At 64.2% G+C, this 21,168-nt stretch carries 24 protein-coding genes and 1 pseudogene; 7 read left to right on the top strand and 18 right to left on the bottom strand.

The annotated features are described in order from the left end of the window. Positions 1-42 precede the first annotated feature (42 nt). From F8R15_RS11105 to F8R15_RS11120, 4 genes are all read right to left on the bottom strand, one after another. Positions 43-1,290, bottom strand: coding sequence for a saccharopine dehydrogenase family protein (locus F8R15_RS11105; RefSeq protein ID WP_368731039.1), 1,248 nt, complete (start codon positions 1,288-1,290; stop codon positions 43-45). Between the two features lie 51 nt (positions 1,291-1,341). Then, positions 1,342-2,436 carry a carboxynorspermidine decarboxylase gene (nspC, locus tag F8R15_RS11110; protein ID WP_152844609.1) on the bottom strand — a complete coding sequence of 365 codons (1,095 nt, stop codon included), beginning with the start codon at positions 2,434-2,436 and terminating at the stop codon, positions 1,342-1,344. A gap of 62 nt (positions 2,437-2,498) precedes the next feature. Beyond that, the gene (locus F8R15_RS11115) at positions 2,499-3,203 is read right to left on the bottom strand and encodes a hypothetical protein (protein ID WP_078550958.1); all 705 of its coding nucleotides are present in this window, start codon (positions 3,201-3,203) and stop codon (positions 2,499-2,501) included. Next, positions 3,175-3,456, bottom strand: coding sequence for a hypothetical protein (locus F8R15_RS11120; protein ID WP_078541754.1), 282 nt, complete (start codon positions 3,454-3,456; stop codon positions 3,175-3,177). Before F8R15_RS11120 ends, F8R15_RS11115 begins: the two co-directional genes overlap by 29 nt. 168 nt (positions 3,457-3,624) lie before the next feature. Here F8R15_RS11120 and F8R15_RS11125 point away from each other — a divergent pair, with 168 nt between their 5' ends. The 3 genes from F8R15_RS11125 to F8R15_RS11135 all read left to right on the top strand — a co-directional run bounded on the left by F8R15_RS11125 (position 3,625) and on the right by F8R15_RS11135 (position 6,132). Then, positions 3,625-4,176, top strand: coding sequence for a hypothetical protein (locus tag F8R15_RS11125; RefSeq protein WP_152844610.1), 552 nt, complete (start codon positions 3,625-3,627; stop codon positions 4,174-4,176). A gap of 103 nt (positions 4,177-4,279) precedes the next feature. Next, entirely contained in the window at positions 4,280-4,915 is a 636-nt protein-coding gene (locus F8R15_RS11130) for a ribonuclease HII (RefSeq protein ID WP_152844611.1), read from the top strand. Between the two features lie 113 nt (positions 4,916-5,028). Beyond that, positions 5,029-6,132 carry a site-specific DNA-methyltransferase gene (locus tag F8R15_RS11135; protein ID WP_078550956.1) on the top strand — a complete coding sequence of 368 codons (1,104 nt, stop codon included), beginning with the start codon at positions 5,029-5,031 and terminating at the stop codon, positions 6,130-6,132. 245 nt (positions 6,133-6,377) lie between these two features. Here the strand turns inward: F8R15_RS11135 and F8R15_RS11140 are convergent, their stop codons facing one another. The 5 genes and pseudogenes from F8R15_RS11140 to F8R15_RS22050 all read right to left on the bottom strand — a co-directional run. Beyond that, complete coding sequence (locus F8R15_RS11140) at positions 6,378-6,767, bottom strand: MarR family winged helix-turn-helix transcriptional regulator (RefSeq protein ID WP_078541755.1); 390 nt, start codon at positions 6,765-6,767, stop codon at positions 6,378-6,380. Between the two features lie 53 nt (positions 6,768-6,820). Further along, positions 6,821-7,648 (bottom strand): carbon-nitrogen hydrolase family protein, encoded by an 828-nt coding sequence (locus F8R15_RS11145; RefSeq protein ID WP_134330008.1) that lies wholly within the window; start codon positions 7,646-7,648, stop codon positions 6,821-6,823. Positions 7,649-7,652: 4 nt separating this feature from the next. Beyond that, positions 7,653-7,910 (bottom strand): glutaredoxin 3, encoded by a 258-nt coding sequence (grxC, locus tag F8R15_RS11150; RefSeq protein ID WP_078522208.1) that lies wholly within the window; start codon positions 7,908-7,910, stop codon positions 7,653-7,655. Positions 7,911-7,945: 35 nt separating this feature from the next. After that, positions 7,946-8,434 (bottom strand): ComF family protein, encoded by a 489-nt coding sequence (locus tag F8R15_RS11155; RefSeq protein WP_306461396.1) that lies wholly within the window; start codon positions 8,432-8,434, stop codon positions 7,946-7,948. A gap of 90 nt (positions 8,435-8,524) precedes the next feature. Continuing rightward, a pseudogene (locus tag F8R15_RS22050) lies at positions 8,525-8,647 on the bottom strand (hypothetical protein); the annotation flags it as partial. A 54-nt stretch (positions 8,648-8,701) separates the two neighbouring features. Between F8R15_RS22050 and F8R15_RS11160 the strand changes: the two are divergent. Then, on the top strand, positions 8,702-9,538 hold the full coding sequence (locus tag F8R15_RS11160; RefSeq protein ID WP_152844612.1) for a methyltransferase domain-containing protein: 837 nt from the start codon (positions 8,702-8,704) through the stop codon (positions 9,536-9,538). Here F8R15_RS11160 and F8R15_RS11165 read toward each other — a convergent pair. Further along, positions 9,530-10,876: a trehalose-6-phosphate synthase gene (locus F8R15_RS11165; RefSeq protein WP_078570682.1), complete on the bottom strand. Its 1,347-nt coding sequence runs from the start codon at positions 10,874-10,876 to the stop codon at positions 9,530-9,532. The genes F8R15_RS11160 and F8R15_RS11165 overlap by 9 nt on opposite strands. Before the next feature lie 14 nt (positions 10,877-10,890). Further along, positions 10,891-11,637 (bottom strand): trehalose-phosphatase, encoded by a 747-nt coding sequence (gene otsB, locus F8R15_RS11170; RefSeq protein WP_152844613.1) that lies wholly within the window; start codon positions 11,635-11,637, stop codon positions 10,891-10,893. A 113-nt stretch (positions 11,638-11,750) separates the two neighbouring features. Between otsB and hemH the strand changes: the two genes are divergently transcribed. Together hemH and F8R15_RS11180 are read left to right on the top strand one after the other, a co-directional pair. Next, positions 11,751-12,806, top strand: a complete 1,056-nt coding sequence (gene hemH / locus F8R15_RS11175) for a ferrochelatase (protein ID WP_152844614.1) — start codon at positions 11,751-11,753, stop codon at positions 12,804-12,806. Positions 12,807-12,953: 147 nt separating this feature from the next. Beyond that, a complete protein-coding gene (locus F8R15_RS11180) occupies positions 12,954-13,274 on the top strand; it encodes a hypothetical protein (protein ID WP_152844615.1) in 321 nt (106 codons plus the stop codon). 76 nt (positions 13,275-13,350) lie between these two features. On the opposite strand, the gene F8R15_RS11185 is transcribed toward F8R15_RS11180, so the two are convergent. After that, positions 13,351-13,956: a L,D-transpeptidase gene (locus F8R15_RS11185; RefSeq protein ID WP_078522215.1), complete on the bottom strand. Its 606-nt coding sequence runs from the start codon at positions 13,954-13,956 to the stop codon at positions 13,351-13,353. A gap of 168 nt (positions 13,957-14,124) precedes the next feature. Here F8R15_RS11185 and F8R15_RS11190 point away from each other — a divergent pair, with 168 nt between their 5' ends. Beyond that, positions 14,125-14,640, top strand: coding sequence for a CAP domain-containing protein (locus tag F8R15_RS11190; protein ID WP_078522216.1), 516 nt, complete (start codon positions 14,125-14,127; stop codon positions 14,638-14,640). 70 nt (positions 14,641-14,710) lie between these two features. Here the strand turns inward: F8R15_RS11190 and F8R15_RS11195 are convergent, their stop codons facing one another. From F8R15_RS11195 to F8R15_RS11220, 6 genes are all read right to left on the bottom strand, one after another. Continuing rightward, a complete protein-coding gene (locus tag F8R15_RS11195; RefSeq protein WP_152844616.1) occupies positions 14,711-15,211 on the bottom strand; it encodes a murein L,D-transpeptidase family protein in 501 nt (166 codons plus the stop codon). A 62-nt stretch (positions 15,212-15,273) separates the two neighbouring features. Beyond that, the gene (locus F8R15_RS11200; protein ID WP_152844617.1) at positions 15,274-16,494 is read right to left on the bottom strand and encodes a class I SAM-dependent RNA methyltransferase; all 1,221 of its coding nucleotides are present in this window, start codon (positions 16,492-16,494) and stop codon (positions 15,274-15,276) included. 39 nt (positions 16,495-16,533) lie between these two features. Beyond that, the gene (locus F8R15_RS11205; protein WP_152844618.1) at positions 16,534-18,360 is read right to left on the bottom strand and encodes an ABC transporter ATP-binding protein; all 1,827 of its coding nucleotides are present in this window, start codon (positions 18,358-18,360) and stop codon (positions 16,534-16,536) included. 43 nt (positions 18,361-18,403) lie between these two features. Beyond that, positions 18,404-19,543: a CCA tRNA nucleotidyltransferase gene (locus tag F8R15_RS11210; RefSeq protein ID WP_152844619.1), complete on the bottom strand. Its 1,140-nt coding sequence runs from the start codon at positions 19,541-19,543 to the stop codon at positions 18,404-18,406. Further along, the gene (locus F8R15_RS11215) at positions 19,540-20,133 is read right to left on the bottom strand and encodes a CoA pyrophosphatase (protein ID WP_152844620.1); all 594 of its coding nucleotides are present in this window, start codon (positions 20,131-20,133) and stop codon (positions 19,540-19,542) included. The genes F8R15_RS11210 and F8R15_RS11215 overlap by 4 nt, the downstream gene beginning before the upstream one ends. Then, on the bottom strand, positions 20,126-21,154 hold the full coding sequence (locus tag F8R15_RS11220) for an Hsp33 family molecular chaperone HslO (protein ID WP_152844621.1): 1,029 nt from the start codon (positions 21,152-21,154) through the stop codon (positions 20,126-20,128). The genes F8R15_RS11215 and F8R15_RS11220 overlap by 8 nt, the downstream gene beginning before the upstream one ends. Positions 21,155-21,168 lie beyond the last annotated feature (14 nt).

Genomic DNA, 21,168 nt, shown 5'->3' on the forward strand with positions numbered 1-21,168 from the left:
GGCCCGCGCGATGCGGGCCTTTCGTGTTTCTGGTGCGACCGCTTAAACCTCGGTCCAGGCCTTGTCCTCGCCCTTGAGGCCACCGACCATCACGCGGGTCGGGAGGCCGATGCGGTCGAGTTCGGTGAAGAAGGGCTTGGGGTCCATCTCTTCGACGTTTTTCATCGTTTTCGCATCCCAGTCGCCCTGCGCGATCAGGATCGCGGCGGCGACCGGCGGCACGCCCGCTGTGTAGGAAATGCCCTGCGAGCCGACTTCCTCATAGGCCTCTTTGTGATCGGCGACGTTATAGACGAAATACTCCACGTCCTTGCCGTCCTTGGTGCCTTTCACCAGATCGCCGATGCAGGTCTTGCCGGTGTAATCGGGCGCGAGGCTCGACGGGTCGGGCAGCACGGCCTTCACCACTTTCAGCGGCACGACTTCAAGGCCTTCAGCGGTTTTCACCGGCTGCTCGGACAACAGGCCGAGGTTCTTCAGCACGGTGAAGACGTTGATGTAGTGATCGCCGAAGCCCATCCAGAAGCGCACATCGGCCTGCGGATAGTTGGTCGCCAGCGAATGCACCTCGTCATGGCCCGACTGATAGGCCTGCGACGGGCCGACGACGGGCAGATCCCAGTTGTGGCCCGAGGCGAACATGCTCGTCTCTTTCCACTGCTGGTCTTCCCAATAGTAAACCACGCCGGTGAATTCGCGGAAGTTGATCTCGGGATCGAAATTGGTCGCGAAATACTTGCCGTGCGAGCCTGCGTTGATGTCGACGATGTCGATCGACTTCACCTCGTCCATCTGGTCGATCGCGAAGCGCGCATAGGCATTCACCACACCCGGATCGAAGCCAGCGCCGAGGATCGCGGTCACGCCGTGCTCGGTGCACAGATCGCGCTTTTTCCACTCGTAGTTGGCATACCACGGTGGGGTTTCGCAGATCTTGTCGGGCTCTTCGTGAATCGCGGTATCGATATAGGCGGCGCCCGTCGCGATGCAGCCGTCGAGCACGTGCATGTTCACGAAGGCGGTGCCCACGTTGATGACGATCTGGGACCCGGTCTCGCGGATCAGCGCTGCGACGGCCTCGGAATCGGTTGCATCCACCTCATGCGCCTCGAACGTGCCGTCCACCTTCATCGCGCCCTTTTCACGCACGCTGTCGATGATGGCATCGCATTTCGATTTGGTGCGCGAAGCGATATGCAGATCGCCAAGGATGTCATTATTCTGCGCGCATTTATGCGCCACGACCTGGGCGACGCCGCCCGCTCCGATGATGAGCACGTTCTTTTTCACTTCGGCTGTCTCCTTTTTCTGCGGACAGGGGAAGGGGGCTCTTGTGGGCCCTCAGGACAATGAGGCGCGATAATCCTCATAGGTGAAGTCGCGAATCCGGTCGATGTTCCCATCTTCGCGGCGGATGGCGATGGCGGGCATCGCCACGCCGTTGAACCAGTTCTTCTTGACCATCGTGTAACCGGCGGCATCGGCAATCGAGATACGGTCGCCGATTTCGAGCGGTTTGTCGAACCGCGCCTCGCCGAAGATGTCGCCCGCGAGGCAGGTCTTGCCCGCGATCTGGTATTCAAACTCGCCCTGCTGCGGCAGCTTGGCGGTCTCGCGATAGATCAGCAGGTCGAGCATATGCGCCTCGATGCTGCTGTCGACGATGGCGATCTTCTTGCCGTTATCGAGAATGTCGAGCACCGTCACCTCGAGCGAGGCGGTCTGCGTGATCGACGCCTCGCCGGGCTCCAGATAGACCTGCACGTCGAAATCCTCGGAGAATTTCTTCAGCCGGTCGGCCAGATCGTCGAGCGGGTAATCGTCGCCGGTGAAATGGATGCCGCCGCCGAGGCTGACCCATTTCAGACGCTTCAGGATGTCGCCGAACTCCGCCTCGATCCGCGAAAGCTGATGGTCGAACAGCGCGAAATCCGCGTTCTCGCAATTGTAGTGGATCATCACGCCCGAGATGCGGTCCATCGCCGCCTCCAGCCGCTCGGCATCCCATTCGCCCAGCCGCGAGAACGGCCGCGCCGGATCGGCCAGATCGAAACCGGAAGTCGAAAACCGCGGGTTCAGGCGCAGGCCACGCTCGATATGCGCGGCCTTGTCACCGAAGCGATCCAGCTGGCTCAGCGAGTTGAAGATGATCTTGTCGGCGTAACCGATGGCCTCGTCGATCTCGTGATCGGCCCAGGCGACCGAGTAGGCATGGGTTTCCTTGCCGAATTTCTCACGCCCCAGATGCAGCTCGAACAGCGAGCTGGAGGTCGTGCCATCCATGTAGGGCTTCATGATGTCGAAGGCCGACCATGTGGCGAAACATTTCAGCGCCAGCAGGGCTTTCGCGCCGGACCGTTCGCGCAGACGCTCGATCTTGCGCATGTTCTCGCGCAGGCGCGCCTCGTCGATCAGGTAGAAGGGCGTGTCGGACATGGCTCTCCCTCGGGTCAACAGACCCTGCGATATAGGGCGCATGTGACAGTGGCGCAACCGGATCAGTCGACTCGGATCGCATCCTTGGCGACGCTAAGTGCATAGCCTTTGCGGGAAATGTTGCGCACGAGAAGCTCGCTGACGAGCTGATTTCCGAGGCTGTCGCGCAGCCGTTTGATCCGTGTGGCGCCCGCCGCCTCGTCGCAATCGGCCTCGTCCCGGCCCGAGATCATCGCCTCGATCTGCACGCCGGTGAGGATGTCGTCATCCATCCGCGCCTCGGCCAGCACCGACAGCGTCTCGATCGCCGCCGGGGTCAGCGTGAAGCCCATATCGTTAAGCATGACCGCGTTTTCGCCCCGCAGGATGCGTAAGGACTGCACCTCGATCCCGGCGCGGCGAATCTCGGTCATCCGCTTGTTCAGCGCGATCAGGAGCAGCAAGAACACGATCGTCGCGATCAGCAACGCGGCGGCGAAGATCAGCAGGATGAAGATGATCACCCGGTAATTCGCCAGCACGTCCGAGAACGCGGTGCCCGACTGCGCCAGCACCTCCAGCAGCTTGATCTCGGCTTGTGAGGTCAGATTGTCGTTCTGCACGAAGATCTGCTCGACCCGGGCATTGAAAGCATCCGCATTCGGCAGGTTCGCGAACAACAGCACCGCGGCCACGGCGAGAATCGCGACCACGGCCACGATCCCGCCCACAACCGCGCGCGAGCCGAGTCGTAAACTATCAGTAACGGAGGAAATATTGTCCGGCACTGGCCTTCCTTTGCTCCAAGCCATCGGGGCCGAATGTGGAGAGAACCGTCAGCAAGGTCCACCCATCGGCTTTCAGCTTCGGCGCCAATTCGCGCGCCGCCGCCTTTTTCGAACAGGCCGAGTCCGAGACCTGCGCTACCCCGTATTGCAGCTGCAACGGGTTGTCGCGCTTGGCCTTGTAATCGGCATAGCACTCGGCCTGCGCGGCCGAGGCAGAGGCGAGAAACGCCAATATGAGGACTACGTGTTTCATGTGGAACACGCTGCGCTCAACGCCCGTGTTATTCAATAGCCAAAGGGGGTTGGCCCGCCTGTTATCCGATAGCAGGGGGGCGTTATTGCCTGACTTTCGCCCCTCGGCCCAATCTTGGTTCATCGACGTCATGCGGCCTTCGGGCTGCCGAGTGAAAGGACCGAAGCCATGAGCCTCAAGACCAAGGCCACCGCCGCCATCACCGCCCTCGCCCTCGCGCTGGGCTCCGTCGCAATCAGTGCTACGCCTGCCGCCGCGCTGGGCAAGAAGGACCGTCAGGCGCTGAGCATCCTGCTTGGGGTCGGTGCTGCCGCGCTGCTCCTCGACGGGATGAACAAGAAGGATCACAAGGCGAAGAAGGCGCAGCCGCGCTACGAGAGCTGGCAGGACCGCCAGCGCCGACTGGAGCGTGAACGCCGCGAGCGCGAGCGCCGCGAAGCCGAGGCCCGCCGCCAGCGCGCGCAGGAGCGTTACGACCGCGACCACCGTCGCTATAGCCATGACCGCGACCGCATCCGCCTGCCCGCGCAATGCGTGCAGCGCGTGAAGACCCGCCGCGGCTGGGGTGAGGTGGTTTCCGCCTCCTGCCTCGATCGCCGCACCGAACGTCGCCTGCCCGCGAATTGCGCCTTCACGATGAAGACCGGCCGTCACGGCGTCGAGAAAGTCTATGGCAGCAACTGCCTCGAGGATCGCGGGATCCGTCTCAGCCGGCGTTAAGTGATGCGGCAGACGCCATAAGAGCGTCGTCGAGCAGTGCGGGGGCCTTCGGGTCCCCGCTTTTTCATTGAACAGACCTGCCGTTCCGGGGCATTCCGAAGCCATGGCACAGAACCCCGATTTCTCTTTCGAAGAAGCCGCCTTCGCGCGCGGCCTGACAATCGTTGCAGGCGTGGACGAGGTGGGCCGCGGTCCGCTTTGCGGTCCGGTGACGGCAGCGGCGGTCATTCTCGATCCCGCCCGCATTCCTGAAGGGCTCAACGACTCGAAGAAGCTCACCGCAAAGCGCCGCGCCGATCTGGCCGCGCAGATCATGGACTGCGCCGAGTTCTGCGTGGCCCATGCCAGCGTCGAGGAAATCGACGAACTCAATATCTACCACGCCTCGCATCTCGCGATGTGCCGCGCGGTCGACGGGCTGGCCCGCACCGCTGATCATGTGCTCGTCGACGGTAACCGCGTGCCGCGCGACCTGAAGTTGTCCAGCGAGCCGGTCGTGAAGGGCGATGCCCGCTCCTTGTCGATCGCGGCGGCCTCGATCCTCGCGAAAGAGGCCCGCGATTTGCTCATGGTGGATTTGGCGCAACAGTATCCGGGCTACGGCTGGGAGCGGAATGCGGGCTACCCGACCAAGGACCATCTGCAGGCGCTTCTAGATTTAGGGGTCACCCCCGTTCATAGACGAAGCTTCAAGCCGGTCCACAATATCTTGTGCCAAGCTAATTATATAACCCCTTGATTCAAAAAAGAAATTGACGATGAATCGCCTTTGACTCATTTTTATAGCCATAGATCGGCACAAAGCCGGCTCCCAGATATTGGGCCCTGAGGCGGGCAGTTAAGAGGCTAAAAATGGCAAAGACCAAGACTCCGGTGGTGCGCAATGCACTGCCCCTGAACGAAATTCTGGATGGCGATTGCATCGAGATGATGAACTCGCTGCCCGAGGACAGTGTGGACCTGATCTTCGCCGATCCGCCCTACAATCTACAGTTGCGCGGTGATCTGCACCGCCCCGATAATTCCAAGGTCGACGCGGTCGATGACGCGTGGGACCAGTTCGGCTCCTTCGCGCATTACGACAATTTCACCCGAGACTGGCTGAAGGCCGCGCGCCGCATCCTCAAGCCGAATGGCGCGATGTGGGTGATCGGCTCCTATCACAACGTGTTCCGCATGGGCGCAGAGCTGCAGAACCAGGGCTTCTGGATTCTCAACGACGTCGTGTGGCGCAAGTCGAACCCGATGCCGAACTTCCGCGGCAAGCGCCTGACCAACGCGCATGAGACGCTGATCTGGGCGTCGAAATCCGAAGGCGCGAAATACACCTTCAATTACGAGGCGCTGAAATCGCTCAATGAAGGCGTGCAGATGCGCTCCGACTGGGTGATCCCGATCTGCAATGGCGGCGAGCGTCTGAAGGATTCGAACGGCGAGAAAGCCCACCCGACCCAGAAGCCCGAGGCGCTGCTGCATCGTGTCCTCGTCGGCACCACCAATCCCGGCGACGTGATCCTCGACCCGTTCTTCGGTACCGGCACGACCGGCGCCGTGGCGAAGATGCTCGGCCGTGATTTCATCGGTATCGAGCGCGAAGAAGCGTATCGCGAAGTCGCGCTCAAGCGCCTCGCCAAGATCCGCAAGTTCGACAAGGAAGCGCTGGAAGTTTCCACCTCGAAACGCGCCGAGCCGCGCGTGCCCTTCGGCCAGCTGGTCGAACGCGGAATGCTGCGCCCGGGCGAGGAGCTGTATTCGCTCAACGGTCGCCACAAGGCCAAGGTCCGCGCGGACGGCACGCTGATCGGCGACGACGTGAAAGGCTCGATCCATCAGGTCGGCGCCCATCTCGAAGGCGCGCCGAGCTGCAATGGCTGGACCTACTGGACGTTCAAGCGCGATGGCAAACAGGTCCCGATCGACCTGCTGCGCCAGCAGATCCGCGCCGAGATGAACTGAGGCTCAGCCCTCTCTCAAGAATTAGAAGTTACCGCCGGTGCCGAGGGCCGCTCCTCGGCACGCGCCTTGCCCCGCCGTGCGAAACGGCGGGGTCTTTTCATTTGAGAAAGAAGAGGGGGCTCTGCCCCCGCGCGTGCCGCGCTCCCCCGGGATATTTACACAAGAGCGAAGATCCGGATTTCGGGTTGGCGGAAATATCCCGGGGTGAATGGCCGCAGGCCAGAGGGGCAGCGCCCCTGCCGCGTTCAGGCCTGGCCGAGGCGGGCGCGCAATTCGCGCAGAACCGGTAGGGTGGCGCGGACCTTATCGGGGCCGAGATCGCGCACGATCCCTCCGATGATCGGCATCAGCGAGGCCAGCGCCGCATCGCGCGCCCGCCGACCGGAGGGCGAGAGCGACACCCATTTGCGCCGCGCGTCGTCCCAGTCGGGCCGGATATGCACATGCCCCGCCCATTCCAGCTTGGCGAGCGTGTTGGTCATCGCACCGCGGGTCACATGCAGCGCCTCGGCCAGCTGGGCGGGCGTGCGCTCTTCGTTGATATGGGCCAGCAGGTTGAGCACCGAGAAATGTGAGATTTCCATGCCCTTCGGCAGGGCACGGCTCACCACGTTTCGCGCCAGCTGATCGGCCATGAAGACCTCGGCGAACAGCGTCGCGGCGAGCGGATCGTTCTCGGGCGGGGTGCTCACGGTCCGTCGAAGCTCCGGTCATGGAAGAGGGACCGCAGGCGCGAGCGCACCGCGTCCACCTGATCGAGATCGAGATCGACGAGCGTCACGCCGGGTTCGGTGCCGCCATCGGCCAGCACCTTGCCCCAGGGATCGACCGCCAGCGAATGGCCCCAGGTCTTGCGCGGCCGACCGCCATGCGCGGCATGGGTGCCGCATTGCGCGGGCGCCAGCACGAAGCAGGTATTCTCGATCGCGCGGGCACGCACCAGAACCTCCCAATGGGCGGCCCCGGTCGTGTCGTTGAACGCCGCCGGGATCGTCAGCACCTGCGCCCCGGCCTGCGCCAGCGTCCGGTAGAGATGCGGGAAGCGCAGGTCGTAGCAGACCGACAGGCCGAGCTGAGCGTATTTCGTGGCGCCCAGAACCGCCTCGCGCCCGGGGCGGTAGGCCTCGGATTCGCGGTAGCGTTCGGTCTCGGACACGTCCACGTCGAACATGTGGATTTTGTCGTAGCGGGCTTTGATATTGCCCTTGCGCCCGATCAGGAAAGAGCGATTGGCGAAGCGCGCATCGTCTCCGGATTTCAGGCAGAGCGAGCCGATCAGGATATAGACGCCAAGGCGCTCTGCCTCGTTGCAAAGCGCCTCCAGCGTCGGGTCGTGATGCTCGTGATGCAGGACCGCGTTCTGATGGGCGCGATCCGACGAGATCAGATTGGTGCATTCCGGCGTCGCGATCAGCTGCGCACCTTTCGACGCGGCATCGCGGATGAAGTCGAGCGTGACCGGCAGGTTCTGTGCCGGATCATCCGTGACCGAAAGCTGAACGAGCGCCGCCTTCATCGTGTCAGCTCGCCAGCATCTGATCGAGCTTGCCCGAATGTTCGAGCGCGTGCAGCTCGTCGCAGCCGCCGATCGGCTCGTCGCCGATGAAGATCTGCGGGACGGTCCGGCGGCCATTGGCGCGCTGGGTCATCGCGGCGCGCAGTTGCGGTTCGCGCCCGACATCGGTTTCCTCGTAGGAGATGCCCTTCTTGTCTAACAGGCGCTTGGCCATGATGCAGAAGGGGCAGGTGCTAGTGACGTAGATTTCGACGCGTTTCATTCTCAATTCCCTTTGGTCTGCGAGACTATAGGGATTTAGGGTGCCTTCGCAACGCGTGCCAGTGTCACAGTGCAGATCGGCTCTGCACCTGCGCTCAACGCCGCCTCCGTCGCGGCGGAAAGCGTGGCCCCCGAGGTCATCACGTCATCGACGATAAGGAGCGGGCGCCCGCGCAGCAGCGCGGCGCGGCGCGGCGTGACGGTGATCGCGCCGTCGAGATTGGCGTGCCGCTCATCGCGGGTTTTGCCCTTCTGGCTCGACGTGGGGCGGGCGCGGGTGAAGAGATCGGCGCAATAGGCGTGCCCGGTGCGCCGGGCCAGCGCGCGGGCCAGCTCCGCCGCCTGATTGTAGCGCCGTCGCAGCAGCCGCAGCCGATGCAGAGGGATCGGCGCGATCAGCGTGTCGGGCGTCAGAAGCGGCGCGGCGGCGCGCGCCATCCAGTCGGCCAGCGGCGGCACCAGATCGAGCCGGTCGCCATGTTTCAGCGCTAGCACAAGATCGCGCCCGGTGCCCGAGTAATGCATCACCGTGCGCCCCCGCGCCCAGGGTCTCGGATGGGTGAGGCAGTCGTCGCAAAGGATGGCCGTGTCGCTCTCACCCGGAAGGGGCGTGCCGCAGGCGTCGCAGACCGTGCCGCGCGCGAAGGTGGCCTCGGACCAGCACGCACCGCAAAGGCCGAATCCGTACCGACCGCGTCGCCGCAGGCGATGCAGCGCGGCGGGAAGAGCGCGCGCAATCCCAGACGTCCCGCCGCTAGCATCCGGCTTCGAACCTCGTTAAGGGTTTCTGCCATGGATACGCCGCCCCTTCTGACCGACCGCGCCGCGCTCGAGCGCCACAGACTTCGCGCCGCCCGTGCGCCCGAACTGTTTCTGCATGAGGACGCGGCGGCTGAACTTGAGGAAAGGCTGCAAGAGGTTAACAGAACCTTTACGGAGCCGGCGCTGATCGCCGCTTTTCCCGAGCCGTGGCGCGAAATTCTTCCCGAGGCGAAGATCGTGGCCGATACGGATGTGCTCGATCTGGAGGAAGGCGCGCATGATCTGGTGGTCCACGCGCTCTGTCTGCATTGGGCGAATGACCCGGTCGGGCAGATGGTTCAGGCGTCGCGCGCGCTGAAACCCGATGGGCTGTTCATCGGCGTGATGTTCGGCGGCCAGACGCTCAATGAACTGCGCGCCGCGCTGGCGCAGGCCGAGGCTGCGATCACCGGAGGCTTGAGCCCGCGGATCGTGCCGATGGGCGAAATTCGTGACCTCGGCGCGCTGATCCAGCGGGCCGGGCTGGCGCTGCCGGTCGCCGATGCGGTGACGCGCAAGGTGACCTACGAGACGCCGCTGCGGCTCTTGTCGGACCTGCGCGCGATGGGCGAGACCAATGCGCTTGCCGCCCGCGATCGCCGCTTCCTGCGCCGCGACGTGCTGACCGAGGCGCTGCGGCTGTATGTCGAGACCTATCAGGAGCCCGATGGCCGGGTACGCGCGACTTTCGACATGGTCTGGCTTACCGGCTGGAAGCCGCATCCCGATCAGCAGAAACCGTTGCGTCCGGGATCTGCGGCCCAGCGGCTCGCCGATGCGCTGGGCACCACCGAGCGCCCGAGCGGCGACAAGCCCGGCTCAGCCTAGCGCGTCGAGGAAAGACTTCGACCACCAATGCACGTCATAGGTGGTCAGCCCCGTCATCAGCGACCGATAGCGTTCCCGCCGTTCGCCGCGCGACATCATCAGCGCGGTCAGCATCGAGGTCGCGACCTGTTCGGGATCGTGCGGGTTCACCATCAGCGCCGCATCCATCTGCTCGGCCGCGCCCGCGAATTGCGACAGCATCAGAACGCCGGGATCGTCGGGGTTCTGCGCCGCAATGAACTCCTTCGCCACGAGGTTCATCCCATCCATCAGCGGCGTCACGAGGGCCACATGCGAGGCGCGATAAAGCCCCGCCAGCACTTCGCGCGGCACTGCGCGGTTGATGAAGCGGATCGGGACCCACTGGATGTCGGCGAACTGGCCGTTGATGCGGCCCGAGAGATGCTCGGTCTCTTCGCGAATATCGTCATAGGCCTGCACGCCCTCGCGGGTCGGCGGCGAGATCTGCAAGAGCGAGACGTAACGATGCCAGTCCTCGTGCCGCTCGAGAAACTCGCCGAAGGCGCGGAAACGATGCGGCACACCTTTGGAATAATCCAACCGGTCGACGCCGATCATCAGCCGGCGGTGATCCTTCACGATTCCGGCGGGCAGTTTGTCGAACTCGGCCTCCGCCAGTTCCTGAAACTCGCGCGCATCGATCGAAATCGGGAACGCGGCGATCCGGCACTGGCGGGGCGAGAGATGCACGTAGCCCGCGCCGAGATTGGAGGCGTCGGCGATCTCGATCATCGAGTGGAGGCAGGCACGCACGTCGCGCTCTGCCTGAAGGCCCACGAGGTCGTAATTCGCGATCCACTGGCAGACCTCGCGCCCGTTGGGCAGGGCCTGCATCGCGGTCGGGCCGGGGAAGGGCGTGTGCAGGAAGAAGCCGATCGGATTGGTCACGCCCATCAGGCGCAGCTCGTAGGCCAGCGGCAGCAGATGGTAATCCTGCACCCAGATCCGGTCGTCGGGCTTCAGGAACGGCGCCACGAGCTTCGCGATCCGCCGGTTCACCTGTTTGTAGACGCCCAGATATTCCTGATGGATATCCATCAGGTCGGCGCGGCCGTGGAATAGCGGCCAGAGCACCGAATTCGAATAGCCCGCGTAATAGTTGTCCTGTTCTTCCTGAGTCAGATCGAAGCAGTAGCGCCTGAACGGTCCGCCCTCGATCTCGCGCAACTCTGCGGCAGGCGTGTCGGCGATCTCGCCCGAGGTGCCGATCCAGATGCCGCCGGTTTCCTCCAACACATCGCCAAGCGCCACGACCAGCCCGCCGGAGGGGTTGGCTCCGGTGGGAATGCGGTTGGAGATGCAGATCAGGCGGCCCATTCGTCGTTCCTCATTCAGCGTGCCATGGCAGCGGCGAGCCAGGCGCGCACATCCATCGGCTCGTCAAGGTGATAGCGCGCGACGCTCTCTCCGTCACCGACCTTGATGCCGAAGCCGCCATGCGCCTCTGCCCAGGCCAATGCGGGCTCGTCGGTCGTGTCGTCGCCCGCATAGACCGGATTGCGGCCGCCGAACTGCACGAGGTCGGACAGGATCGCCAGAGCGCCATCCTTCGAGAACCCCTCGGGACGGATTTCGACCGCCATTTTCGCGGGCTGGATCGTGAAACCGTCATAGCGCGCGGTCAGCTCTTCGGTGAAGGCTTCGACCTTGCCTTGCTTGGCGGGGTTGGAGCGGAAGTGGATCGCGGCGCCGTGGCTCTTGTCTTCAAAAATGAGATCGTGGTCCTGCGCGAACCCGGCCAGATCCTCTTTGACCGCGCCCAGATGTTGTGGGGTCTCGGCCATCGGCGGTTCCATTCCGCGCGCTTCCGAGCCGTGCGAGCCGACCATCAGCCCGTCGAAGCCGTCCAGGAAACGTTCCAGCTCGTGCAGGGATCGCCCCGAGACAACCGCCAGCGCCCCGTTGAGCGCCTCCGAGAGTTGTTCGAGCAAACGCGGCAGATTTTGCGGCACGATCACCGCATCCGGGCGGGGCGCTATGTCCACCAGACATCCGTCGAAATCTAGGAACAACGCGTCTCGCGACGGGTCGAGAGCGGGCGGGGCCGGTTTTTTCCCGGTCATGTCATCCATTGCCATGTGAAGACCGTAAGTGATCCTGTCCCGGTTGAATAGGCCGCATTGGCACAGATCGGGAAACCCGTTAAGTCGGGTGGAAGTTCCGCGATAAATGACGACAGGACAGTGACACGATGACCAACGCCGCAAATCCGCGCCTTGCCCATGCCCCCGCCGATCACCCGCCCGTCAAGGAAGCGAAGATCGGTCTGCTCGTCGCCAATCTCGGAACCCCGGACAACACCGATTACTGGTCGATGCGTCGCTATCTGAACGAGTTCCTCTCGGACCGGCGCGTGATCGATTACCCGGCGTGGAAATGGCAGCCGCTGCTGCAACTCATCATCCTGTCGAAGCGGCCCTTCACCTCGGGCGCGAACTACAAGACGATCTGGAACAACGAGGCAGGCGAAAGCCCCCTGATGACGATCACCAAGCAGCAGGTCGCGAAGCTGCGCGAGGCTGTCTCGGCGCGCTACGGTCAGGAGGTCGTCGTCGATTACTGCATGCGCTACGGCAATCCCTCGACCCAGTCCGTCGTCGACCGGATGGTCGAGCAGGGCTGCGAGAAGATCCTGTTCCTGCCGCTTTACCCCCAATACGCGGGCGCGACCTCGGCCACCGCGAACGATCAGTTCTTCCGCGCGCTGATGAAGCAAAAGCGCCAGCCCGCTGCGCGCGTCGCGCCGGAATATTTCGACAAGCCCTCCTATATCGACGCGCTCGCGCAATCGGTGGAGCGGGTCTATGCCACGCTCGACGAGAAGCCCGACGTGCTGGTCGCCTCCTATCACGGGATGCCCAAGCGCTATCTGATGGAAGGCGACCCCTACCATTGCCAGTGCCAGAAGACCTCGCGCCTGCTGCGCGAACGGCTCGGCTGGGACAAGGACGGGATCGACACGACCTTCCAGTCGGTCTTCGGCACCGAGGAATGGCTCAAGCCCTACACGGTCGAGCATGTCGCGGAGCTGGCGAAGCAGGGCAAGAAGAACATCGCTGTGATCTCGCCCGCCTTCAGCGCGGATTGCATCGAGACGCTCGAAGAGATCAACGGCGAAATCCGCGAGGCGTTCGAGCACGCGGGCGGTGAGAAATTCACCTACGTTCCGTGCCTCAACGACGACGATCTGCACATCAAGGCGCTGATGGAGGTGGTCGGAGAAAACCTCGCCGGTTGGATCGACTGATAAAACTGTCGCGATCTGCGACGTCCTGCCTCACAGATTCGTGAGTGTCTTTTCTTATAAGTTCTGACGCGGGGGCAAGGGATCGCCGTGAAGGCGTACCCTGCGGACCGGCAACGACCGGGCCGCTCAGAGCAGAAAGGAAAGAGAATGCTCAAGACTATGGGACTGGTCGCCTTGGCGGCTCTCTATGCTGGCGCTTCCTGGGCCGGGCACGCAAATCCGTGGGCGACCGAGGATGACGTGATTTACAACCAAGAGCACGAGGACAACCTCGTGAAATCCATCGATACGCCCGGCGAAGACGAGATGCTCGGCGTCATGGTACGAAGCGCCCATGGCAAGCTCGACGGCTTGGCGGGCGGTTCGGGTTCGAGCGGCGGCACTGGCGGCGGCTCGGGTTCGGGCAGCGGCGCTGGTGGTTCGGGCGGCGGGTCCGGCCATGGCGGCGGCAAAGGTGGCAACCACTGATCGCTGTCCCATGAATTGAAAACCCCCGGGACTGCGTGGTCCCGAGGGTTTTACTTTGTCCGATCGGCGGCGTGGCTCAGATCAGCAGCACCTGCGTGCCGATCTTCGCGAAGCCGAACAGCTCCTGGATATGTTCGTTGTACAGACCGATGCAGCCGTTCGAGCTTTTGCGGCCGATCTTGCGCGTGTCATGCGTACCGTGGATCCGGTAATAGCGCCACGACAGATAGAGCGCATGGGTGCCCAGCGGGTTATCGGGGCCCGGCGGCACGTAATCGGGCCATTCCGGATTGCGCTTCTTCATCGAGGGGGTCGGCGCCCAGCTCGGCCCTTCGACCTTGCGGATCACCGAGGTCCGGCCGCGCCGCGTGAGTTCTTCCGACACCGGCACCGAGGTCGGATAGAGGCGGTAGATCGACTGATCCGCCGACCAGTAATGCAGCGCCCGCGAATGGGTATCCACAAGGATTGCCCCACCGCGGAGGTTCGAGAAGTAGGGCTGCCAGTCGCGGTTCTGGAAGCTCGAAATATTGCGGCGCTGGTTTGTAAAGGCGTTCGTTTCGAACTGCTCCTGACCGTAATCGGGCGTTTGCGCACGGGCGGGCAGCGCGAGCCCCGCACCAAGGCAGGCGGCGGCGCCGAGGAAGGCGCGGCGATCGAAGGGCTTGCGCGTATGGGACATCTCAGGCTCCGGGTTCGCGACGGGGTCAATTGCGATAAATATAATGTGATCGCGCGGCGGCGGCAAATCAAACTGGCGGGGATGTGCCCGCAAAGCGACAGAGGGGTTTGCGCGGCTGGGGACAAGCGTGTAATGCAGATTGACGTTTTAACGAGGGACGGACCAAAGATGTTGCGCGCTTCTGTATTTGCGGTCTCCGCGATTGTGGCTCTGGCGGCTTGCCAGCCGACCGACACGCAGCCCAAGCTCGGGCCCGATGGCCTGCCGCTGCCGAAAGTCTACAACATCACCGCGAGCGATCGCTCGGTGATCCCGCAGCGCGTGCTGGAATCCGTGAACAGCCTGCGTTCGGCGCGCGGTGCCGCACCGCTGGTGCTGAACGACGCGCTCACCACGGCGGCGCTGGCCCATTCCAAGGACATGGCCGTGCAGAACCGTCCGTGGCACTGGGGCTCCGACGGCTCCTCGCCGCTGAGCCGGGCGCAGCGCGCCGGCTATCCGGGGCAGGTTCTGGGCGAGAATATCTCCGAGACCTACGAGACCGAGATGGAAACCCTCTCGGCCTGGATGAAGGTCGCCGATACGCGCGACGTGATCCTGAACCCTGCGGCGACGCAGATGGGCTTCTCGTGGTATCAGGAGCCGTCCGGCAAGATCTGGTGGACGATGGTCACCGGCAACTGAGCCGAAGACCCGCCGCAAGCAAAAAGGGCCCCACGTGGGGCCCTTTGTCATTTCCGGGGGGACGCTGCGATCAGGGGAAGATGAAGATCGGCGTGCCGTCGCTGACCATCGCGTAAATGTCGCTGATTTCCTTGTCCTTCACCGCGATGCAGCCCGCGGTCCAGTCGCGACCCTTGCCTTTGTTCTTGCCGTCGCGGCCATGGATGAAGATATCGCCGCCCGCCTTCTTGCCCTGCGACTCCGCGAAGGCCACCTGCTGCGGGTTCGGGTAGCTGATGCCGATCGACAGGTAATAGGCCGAGTTCGGATTGCGCCGATTGATGTAATAGAGCCCTTCCGGGGTCTTGCCGTCGCCCTCGAACCGCTTCGGCCCGACCGGATCGCCGCCCAGGCCGATCTTGTACTTCTCAAGTACCTCGTCGCCATGCAGCAGATACATCATCCGCTGCGACTTGAAGATCTGGATCTGGGTCACGGCGGGGCCGTTATAGGATTTGAATTTGCTGGAATCGCCACAGGCGGCCAGCGTGGCAAGGGCGCATCCGCCCAAGAGGAGGGTTCGACGGTTCATGTTCGGCCTGTATTCGGAGACTGCTGTTTTACAGTCTTTCTACCCGATTTTCGCCGTCGCATCTAGCGGGTGAAAAGGGCCGCAAGCTCCACATGAGCGGAAAACCGGAATTGATCCACGACCAGCAGCTTGTCGAGCGTGAAGCCCGCCGCGATCAGCGTCTCGGCGTCGCGCGCGAAGGTGACCGGGTTGCAGGAGACATGGATCAGCCGCTTGAGCTTCGACGTCGCGATCTCGGCGATCTGGGCCTGCGCGCCAGCCCGCGGCGGGTCGATCACCACCGCGTCGAACTTCGCCAGCTCGTCGGGCAGAAGCGGACGGCGGAACAGGTCGCGCGCCTCGGTGCTCACCCGGTGCAGGCCCTGCGACTGACGCCAGCCCTGATCGAGCGCCTCGGTCATCGCCGCGACCCCTTCGACCGCGTGGACCTCGGCCAGTTCGGCCAGCGGCAGCGAGAAGGTGCCGCAGCCCGCGAACAGATCGGCCACCTTTTTCGCGTTGCCAATCGCCGCTTTCGCGAAGGCGGTCAGCACCGCTTCGCCGTGATGGGTGGCTTGCAGGAAAGCTCCCGGCGGCGGCACGACCTTGGCCTTGCCGAATTGCTGGATCGCCGGGCGGCGGCCCGCGATGACCTGTCCGTTCCAGCTGAGCCGGGCGAGATCGTGGCTGCGCGCCAGACCCGACAAAGCCTCGAATTGGGCCGTATCAGGGTCTTTTCCGCCCTGTGCGGCCAGCTCCAGCCCGGCCTCCGACAGGGTCAGGGTGAAGGCGATTTCGCCTTTGCGCGAGCCTGCAATCGCGGTCGCCTCGTGCAGCATCGGGATCGCGGCCAGCAGTTCGGGTCGCAGGATCAGGCAGTTCGGAATCTCGACGACCGTGTCCGAGGCGCGGGCGTGAAATCCGACCAGCGTGCCCTTCTTCGTGCGCCGTCCTGAAAGCGTCGCCCGCCTGCGCGAATTCAGCGGCGAGGTCGCGATGGTCATCTCCGGCACGGGCAGGTTGCGCGCGGTCAGTGCCTGACGCACCACGTCCATTTTCCACTCGGCGGTGAACGCCTCCGACGCGTGCTGCATCGAACAGGCCCCGCAGGAGCGGTAATGCGGGCAGGGCGCTTTGACGCGGTCGTGCGAGGGCGTCACGATCTTGGGCTGCGCGATGCGGCCGTCGATCACCTCGCCCTCGACCACTTCTCCGGGAAGCGCCATGGCGACATGCACGGTCCCCTCGGGGCCATGGGTCACGCCGTCGGCATGCAGGGACAGTCGCTCGATTTCGTAGGTCATGCGCCTTCTCTAGCTGCGCGGCGCGGGTCAGAAAAGACCCTATTCCGCCGCATCCTCCGCGTCATCGCAGGTCAGGAAGCCGCCGGACTGACGCGCCCAGTAGCGCGCGTAGAGCCCGTTCATCGCCAAGAGCTCGTCGTGGCTGCCCTGCTCGACGATCCGGCCTTCCTCCAGCACCACGATCCGGTCCATCTCGGCGATGGTGCTGAGGCGGTGGGCGATCGCCAGCACGGTCTTGCCTGCCATCACCCGGTGCAGGGCGCTTTGAATCTGCGCCTCCACTTCCGAGTCGAGCGCCGAGGTCGCCTCGTCCAGCACAAGGATCGGCGCGTTCTTCAGGAAGGCGCGGGCAAGGGCGATCCGCTGGCGCTGGCCGCCCGACAGCTTCACCCCACGCTCGCCCAGCTTGGCGTCATAACCGCGATTACCCTCGTGATCGGCGAGGCCGCGGATAAAGTGGTCCGCCTCGGCCTGCTTCGCGGCGGCGATCATTTCTTCCTCGGTGGCGTCGGGCTTGCCGTAGAGGATGTTCTCCCGCGCCGAGCGATTGAACATCGCGGTCTCCTGCGTGACCATCGCGATGTTGCGACGCAGGCTTTCCTGCGTGACCTCGCGAATTTTCTGCCCGTCGATCAGAATAGACCCTTTTTCGGGGTCATAGAGCCTAAGAAGCAGCGCCACGAGCGTCGATTTCCCCGCACCCGAAGCCCCGACGATCCCGATCCGCTCGCCATCCGCGATGGTCAGGTTGATATCCGCGATCCCGCCGCTGCGGCGCCCATAGGCGAAATCGACATTGTCGAACTGAATCTCACCTTCCACGTGGCGCAGCGTGCGGGCATCGGGCGCGTCGGTCAGGTCGTGCATATGCGCGAGCGTCCGCATCCCGTCCTCGGCCTCGCCGATATGGGTCCAGACGGACATAAGCGCCTGACTGACCCAGCCCGACATCTGCGACAGCCGGATCGCAATGGCGCCCGAGGTGGCGATGGCCCCGGCGGTCGCCTCGCCCTGCGACCAGAGCCAGATCGCGCCGCCCACCAGCATCACCGGAACGATCCCGGCATAGGCCATCTGCACCACGCGATAGAGGCTTTGGACCATGCCGAAGGAATAGGTCTTCTGGCGGAACTTCTGCATCGCCTCCAGCGCCGCGCGATCCTCGTGCTCGGCATGGGCGAACAGCTTCACCGTCTTGATATTGGTGACCGTGTCGACGACCTGCCCCGTCACCATCGCCCGCGCCGAAGCCCGCTCGCGCGAGCGTCCGCGGATGTGCGGCAGGAAAAGGCGGATGATCAGGTAAAGTCCGAAGGTCCAGAACACGAGGCCCACGGCTCCCCAACGGTCGATCTGGGCCAGAACGATCAGCGAGCCGACGATCGAGGCCAGCGCGAACAGCCCGGTATTGATGATCTCGGTGACCGTGTCGGTGACGGCGCGCGCGGTCTGCATCTGCTTTTGCGCAATGCGTCCAGCGAAGTCGTTGTCGAAGAAGGTGACCGATTGACCCATCGTCCAGCGGTGCAGGCGCGACAGCACCAAGGGCATCACATTGGGGCTGATCAGCAGGTTGTTGGTGGCGGAGCTGATGCCGAAGGTCAGGGGACGGATCAGCAGGAAGAACGCGACGAACAGAACGAGAAGCCCGACGTTGGCCCCAATCACCGCGGCGCGTTCGCTGTTGAGCGCCGCGTCGATCACCTGACCCAGAAGCCAGGCCGAGACGACCTCCATCACGCCGGCGATGGTGGTGCCAACGCTGGCCACGGCAATCGCGCCCCAGCTGCCCTTGAGGCACCAGCGGAAGAAAGCGCCAAGCTGGCGCGGCGGGGCGCCTTCGGCGGGGGAGAACGGATCGAACATGAGTCTCTCTTTCCTCTCCCGATATAGTCGATTGCGGCGCGGATCAAAGCGCGGCGAGCAGATCCTCGCGCGTCAGCGTAAATCCGGAGGCGATCCAGCGCGCCTCGAGCGTCTTCAGCGTATCTCCCAATGCCTTGCCTTCATAGCGGGGCATCAGGTCTCGCGCTTGCAGCGGAAATTGCTGTTTTGCGCCGAAATAGACCCTGTTTTGCCAGCCTTCCGGCATTTCCTGCCCCATCAGCGCATGGCGCAAAAGTAGCGCATCGGCTCCGGTTTCGGCACCCAGACGATACCCGAGAACCGCAGCGTCATCACCGTTGGACAGCGAGGCGCGTAGGGCCTCAAGCTGCCGTGTGTCCTTCTTCGACAGGCGCAGCCGCTCGGCGACCCCTTCGCCGCCAATCGCCGCCAGCCTGCGGATCGGATCGGCGGGGCGATCCTCGAGATGGACGAGCGGACCGAGCGCGGTCGCATCCGCGCCGGGCAGCACGGCCGTGAGGACCCCGCATTGCGCCATCGCCGCCACTGCGTTCACGGGATCGGGCGCGGCCAGCAATTTGCGCATTTCGCCGCCGAGGCGTTCGCGCGAAAGCGTCTCTATTCCGGCGATATTCTCGGCACAGGCGGCCAGCCCTTCAGGGTCGAGATCGTGCCCGTACCACGCGGTAAAGCGGAAGAAGCGCAGGATGCGGAGGTAGTCCTCGCGGATGCGCTCCTCCGCCTCGCCGACGAAGCGCACATGATGCGCCGCCAAATCCTCCAGCCCGGTGCCGAGCGGGTCGAGAACCGTGCCATCCGCCCGGGCATAGAGCGCGTTCATCGTGAAATCGCGTCGGGCCGCGTCCTCCGCGATATCGTCGGAAAACGCGACCGTGGCATGCCGCCCATGCGTCTCGACATCGCGGCGGAAGGTGGTGACCTCATGCGGATGCCCCTCCGCGACGACCGTGACCGTGCCGTGATCGACGCCGGTCGGCACCGGCTTCAGCCCGGCCGCCTTCGCAAGTTCGATCACCCGCTCGGGGCGTGCATCGCTGGCGATGTCGATATCGTTGACCGGCGCGCCCAAGGCGCCGTTGCGCACGCAGCCGCCCACCAGAAGCGCCTGATGCCCGCCCTCTTCGAGCATCTTCAGCACGCGTTGGGTCGGCTCTGCCTCGATCCAGTCTCCGGTTAGTCTCATCCTGCCATCCGGTCCGCCAATGAGCGCAATATACGCGCGGTGGCGCCCCAGATGTAATAGGGCCCGTAAGGCGCCACGAAATAGCTGCGCCGCGAGCCGCGCCAGCGCCGCGACTCGACGCGGAAATTCCCGGGCGTGATATGCGAGAGCGGCACGGTGAACGCCTCGGCCACCTCGCCCGCTTCGGGAATGACTTCGAAGGGGGTATGGATGCACGCCAGAACCGGCGTCACCAGAAAGGACGTCACGGTCTCATGCGGATCGAGTGTGCCCAGTACTTCGACATGGGCATGGGGCAGGCCGATCTCTTCCTGCGCCTCGCGCAGCGCCGCGCCGACCGGACCTTCGTCATCGGGATCGACCTTGCCGCCGGGAAAGGCGATCTGGCCGGGGTGATGGCGCAAATGCGAGCTGCGCTTCGTCAGATGCAGGCGCGGTTCCGGCCCGAACGTATCGAAGGCGACGAGAACGCCCGCGGGTCGCAGCTTGCGGCCTTCGGGCAGGATCACTTCCGGGTTCAGATCGTAATCCGAAGAGGGCCGCCCCGGTCGCGCCAAGGCGTCGAGAACCGGGGCGAGAGGATCACTCATTCGATCCCTCATCCCCCGCTTCGCGCAGCGATCCGTCGGGGTTCTTCTGCGCCTCGAAGCCGAGCGTCAGCGGATCGAAAATGTAATGCGCGCCGCAGAACTGGCAGTCCGCGGTAACCGTGCCCTCATCGGTGGTCATATGCGCGATGTCGCGCGCCGAGTAGATCGAGAGCGACTGACGCACGCGATCGGAAGAACAGGTGCAGCCGAACTCCACCCGCTGCGGATCGAAGACGCGCGGTCGCTCTTCGTGGAACAGGCGCACCAGCAGCTCGGTCGGCTGCACGGTTGGGCCGATCAGCTCCATATCCTCGACCGTGTCGAGCAGGATATTGGCGCGCGCCCAGTTCTCGCCCTCCTCGCCGTCGAGGATGTCGTCGGCGGTCAGCAGCCCCTGATCGCCCGAGCCTTCCTGAGCGGCGAAGGGCGAGGCCGGCGGCATATGCTGCAGCATCACGCCGCCTGCGCGCCAGCTTTCGCCCTGACCCGGCAGGATCGAGCGCCCGAAGGACAGCGAGAACCGCGTGGGCAGCTGTTCGGACTGTGCGAAATAGGCCTCGGCGCAGGCGCGCAGCGAGCCTTCGGACAGTGGCGTGATGCCCTGATAGGGGGTCGTGCCTTTGCCCTGGTCGATCAGGATCGCAAAGTAACCCTGCCCGATCTGTTCGAACGGGTCGGACTTGGGATCGAGCTTCTCTTCATCGAAGCTCGCCCAGGCGCGAATGCGGGCGGGCGCGCCCTCCTTCTCGGGGGCGTAGTAATCGGTGGCGATGATGCGGATCGGGCCGTTGCCGCGGATTTGCAGCGACAGCTTCCAGCGCAGCTTGACGGTCTGGCCGATCAGCGCGGTCAGAAGGGCGGCTTCGGCCACCAGCATTTCGACCGCGCGGGGGTAATCATGTTGCGACAGGACGGTGTCGAGCACGCCGTCGAGGCGGGCAACCCGGCCGCGGATGTCAGAGCGGTCGAGCTGAAACGGCAGAACTGTATCGTCCCATGCGATTTGGGATAGCTTGGACATGGTGCTCCTGAGGG

Source organism: Thioclava sp. JE_KL1 (assembly GCF_009296265.1).
Lineage (GTDB): Bacteria > Pseudomonadota > Alphaproteobacteria > Rhodobacterales > Rhodobacteraceae > Thioclava.

Coding starts and splice junctions, on each gene's coding strand:
- F8R15_RS11120 (WP_078541754.1), bottom strand. CDS start 3,456: ATGAAACACGTAGTCCTCATATTGGCGTTTCTCGCCTCTGCCTCGGCC.
- F8R15_RS11215 (WP_152844620.1), bottom strand. CDS start 20,133: ATGAGTGATCCTCTCGCCCCGGTTCTCGACGCCTTGGCGCGACCGGGG.
- nspC (WP_152844609.1), bottom strand. CDS start 2,436: ATGTCCGACACGCCCTTCTACCTGATCGACGAGGCGCGCCTGCGCGAG.
- F8R15_RS11195 (WP_152844616.1), bottom strand. CDS start 15,211: ATGAACCGTCGAACCCTCCTCTTGGGCGGATGCGCCCTTGCCACGCTG.
- F8R15_RS11130 (WP_152844611.1), top strand. CDS start 4,280: ATGGCACAGAACCCCGATTTCTCTTTCGAAGAAGCCGCCTTCGCGCGC.
- F8R15_RS11190 (WP_078522216.1), top strand. CDS start 14,125: ATGTTGCGCGCTTCTGTATTTGCGGTCTCCGCGATTGTGGCTCTGGCG.
- F8R15_RS11160 (WP_152844612.1), top strand. CDS start 8,702: ATGGATACGCCGCCCCTTCTGACCGACCGCGCCGCGCTCGAGCGCCAC.
- F8R15_RS11165 (WP_078570682.1), bottom strand. CDS start 10,876: ATGGGCCGCCTGATCTGCATCTCCAACCGCATTCCCACCGGAGCCAAC.
- F8R15_RS11140 (WP_078541755.1), bottom strand. CDS start 6,767: ATGGCCGATCAGCTGGCGCGAAACGTGGTGAGCCGTGCCCTGCCGAAG.
- F8R15_RS11205 (WP_152844618.1), bottom strand. CDS start 18,360: ATGTTCGATCCGTTCTCCCCCGCCGAAGGCGCCCCGCCGCGCCAGCTT.
- otsB (WP_152844613.1), bottom strand. CDS start 11,637: ATGGCAATGGATGACATGACCGGGAAAAAACCGGCCCCGCCCGCTCTC.
- F8R15_RS11135 (WP_078550956.1), top strand. CDS start 5,029: ATGGCAAAGACCAAGACTCCGGTGGTGCGCAATGCACTGCCCCTGAAC.
- F8R15_RS11200 (WP_152844617.1), bottom strand. CDS start 16,494: ATGACCTACGAAATCGAGCGACTGTCCCTGCATGCCGACGGCGTGACC.
- hemH (WP_152844614.1), top strand. CDS start 11,751: ATGACCAACGCCGCAAATCCGCGCCTTGCCCATGCCCCCGCCGATCAC.
- F8R15_RS11210 (WP_152844619.1), bottom strand. CDS start 19,543: ATGAGACTAACCGGAGACTGGATCGAGGCAGAGCCGACCCAACGCGTG.
- F8R15_RS11125 (WP_152844610.1), top strand. CDS start 3,625: ATGAGCCTCAAGACCAAGGCCACCGCCGCCATCACCGCCCTCGCCCTC.
- grxC (WP_078522208.1), bottom strand. CDS start 7,910: ATGAAACGCGTCGAAATCTACGTCACTAGCACCTGCCCCTTCTGCATC.
- F8R15_RS11180 (WP_152844615.1), top strand. CDS start 12,954: ATGCTCAAGACTATGGGACTGGTCGCCTTGGCGGCTCTCTATGCTGGC.
- F8R15_RS11220 (WP_152844621.1), bottom strand. CDS start 21,154: ATGTCCAAGCTATCCCAAATCGCATGGGACGATACAGTTCTGCCGTTT.
- F8R15_RS11155 (WP_306461396.1), bottom strand. CDS start 8,434: ATGCATTACTCGGGCACCGGGCGCGATCTTGTGCTAGCGCTGAAACAT.
- F8R15_RS11185 (WP_078522215.1), bottom strand. CDS start 13,956: ATGTCCCATACGCGCAAGCCCTTCGATCGCCGCGCCTTCCTCGGCGCC.
- F8R15_RS11145 (WP_134330008.1), bottom strand. CDS start 7,648: ATGAAGGCGGCGCTCGTTCAGCTTTCGGTCACGGATGATCCGGCACAG.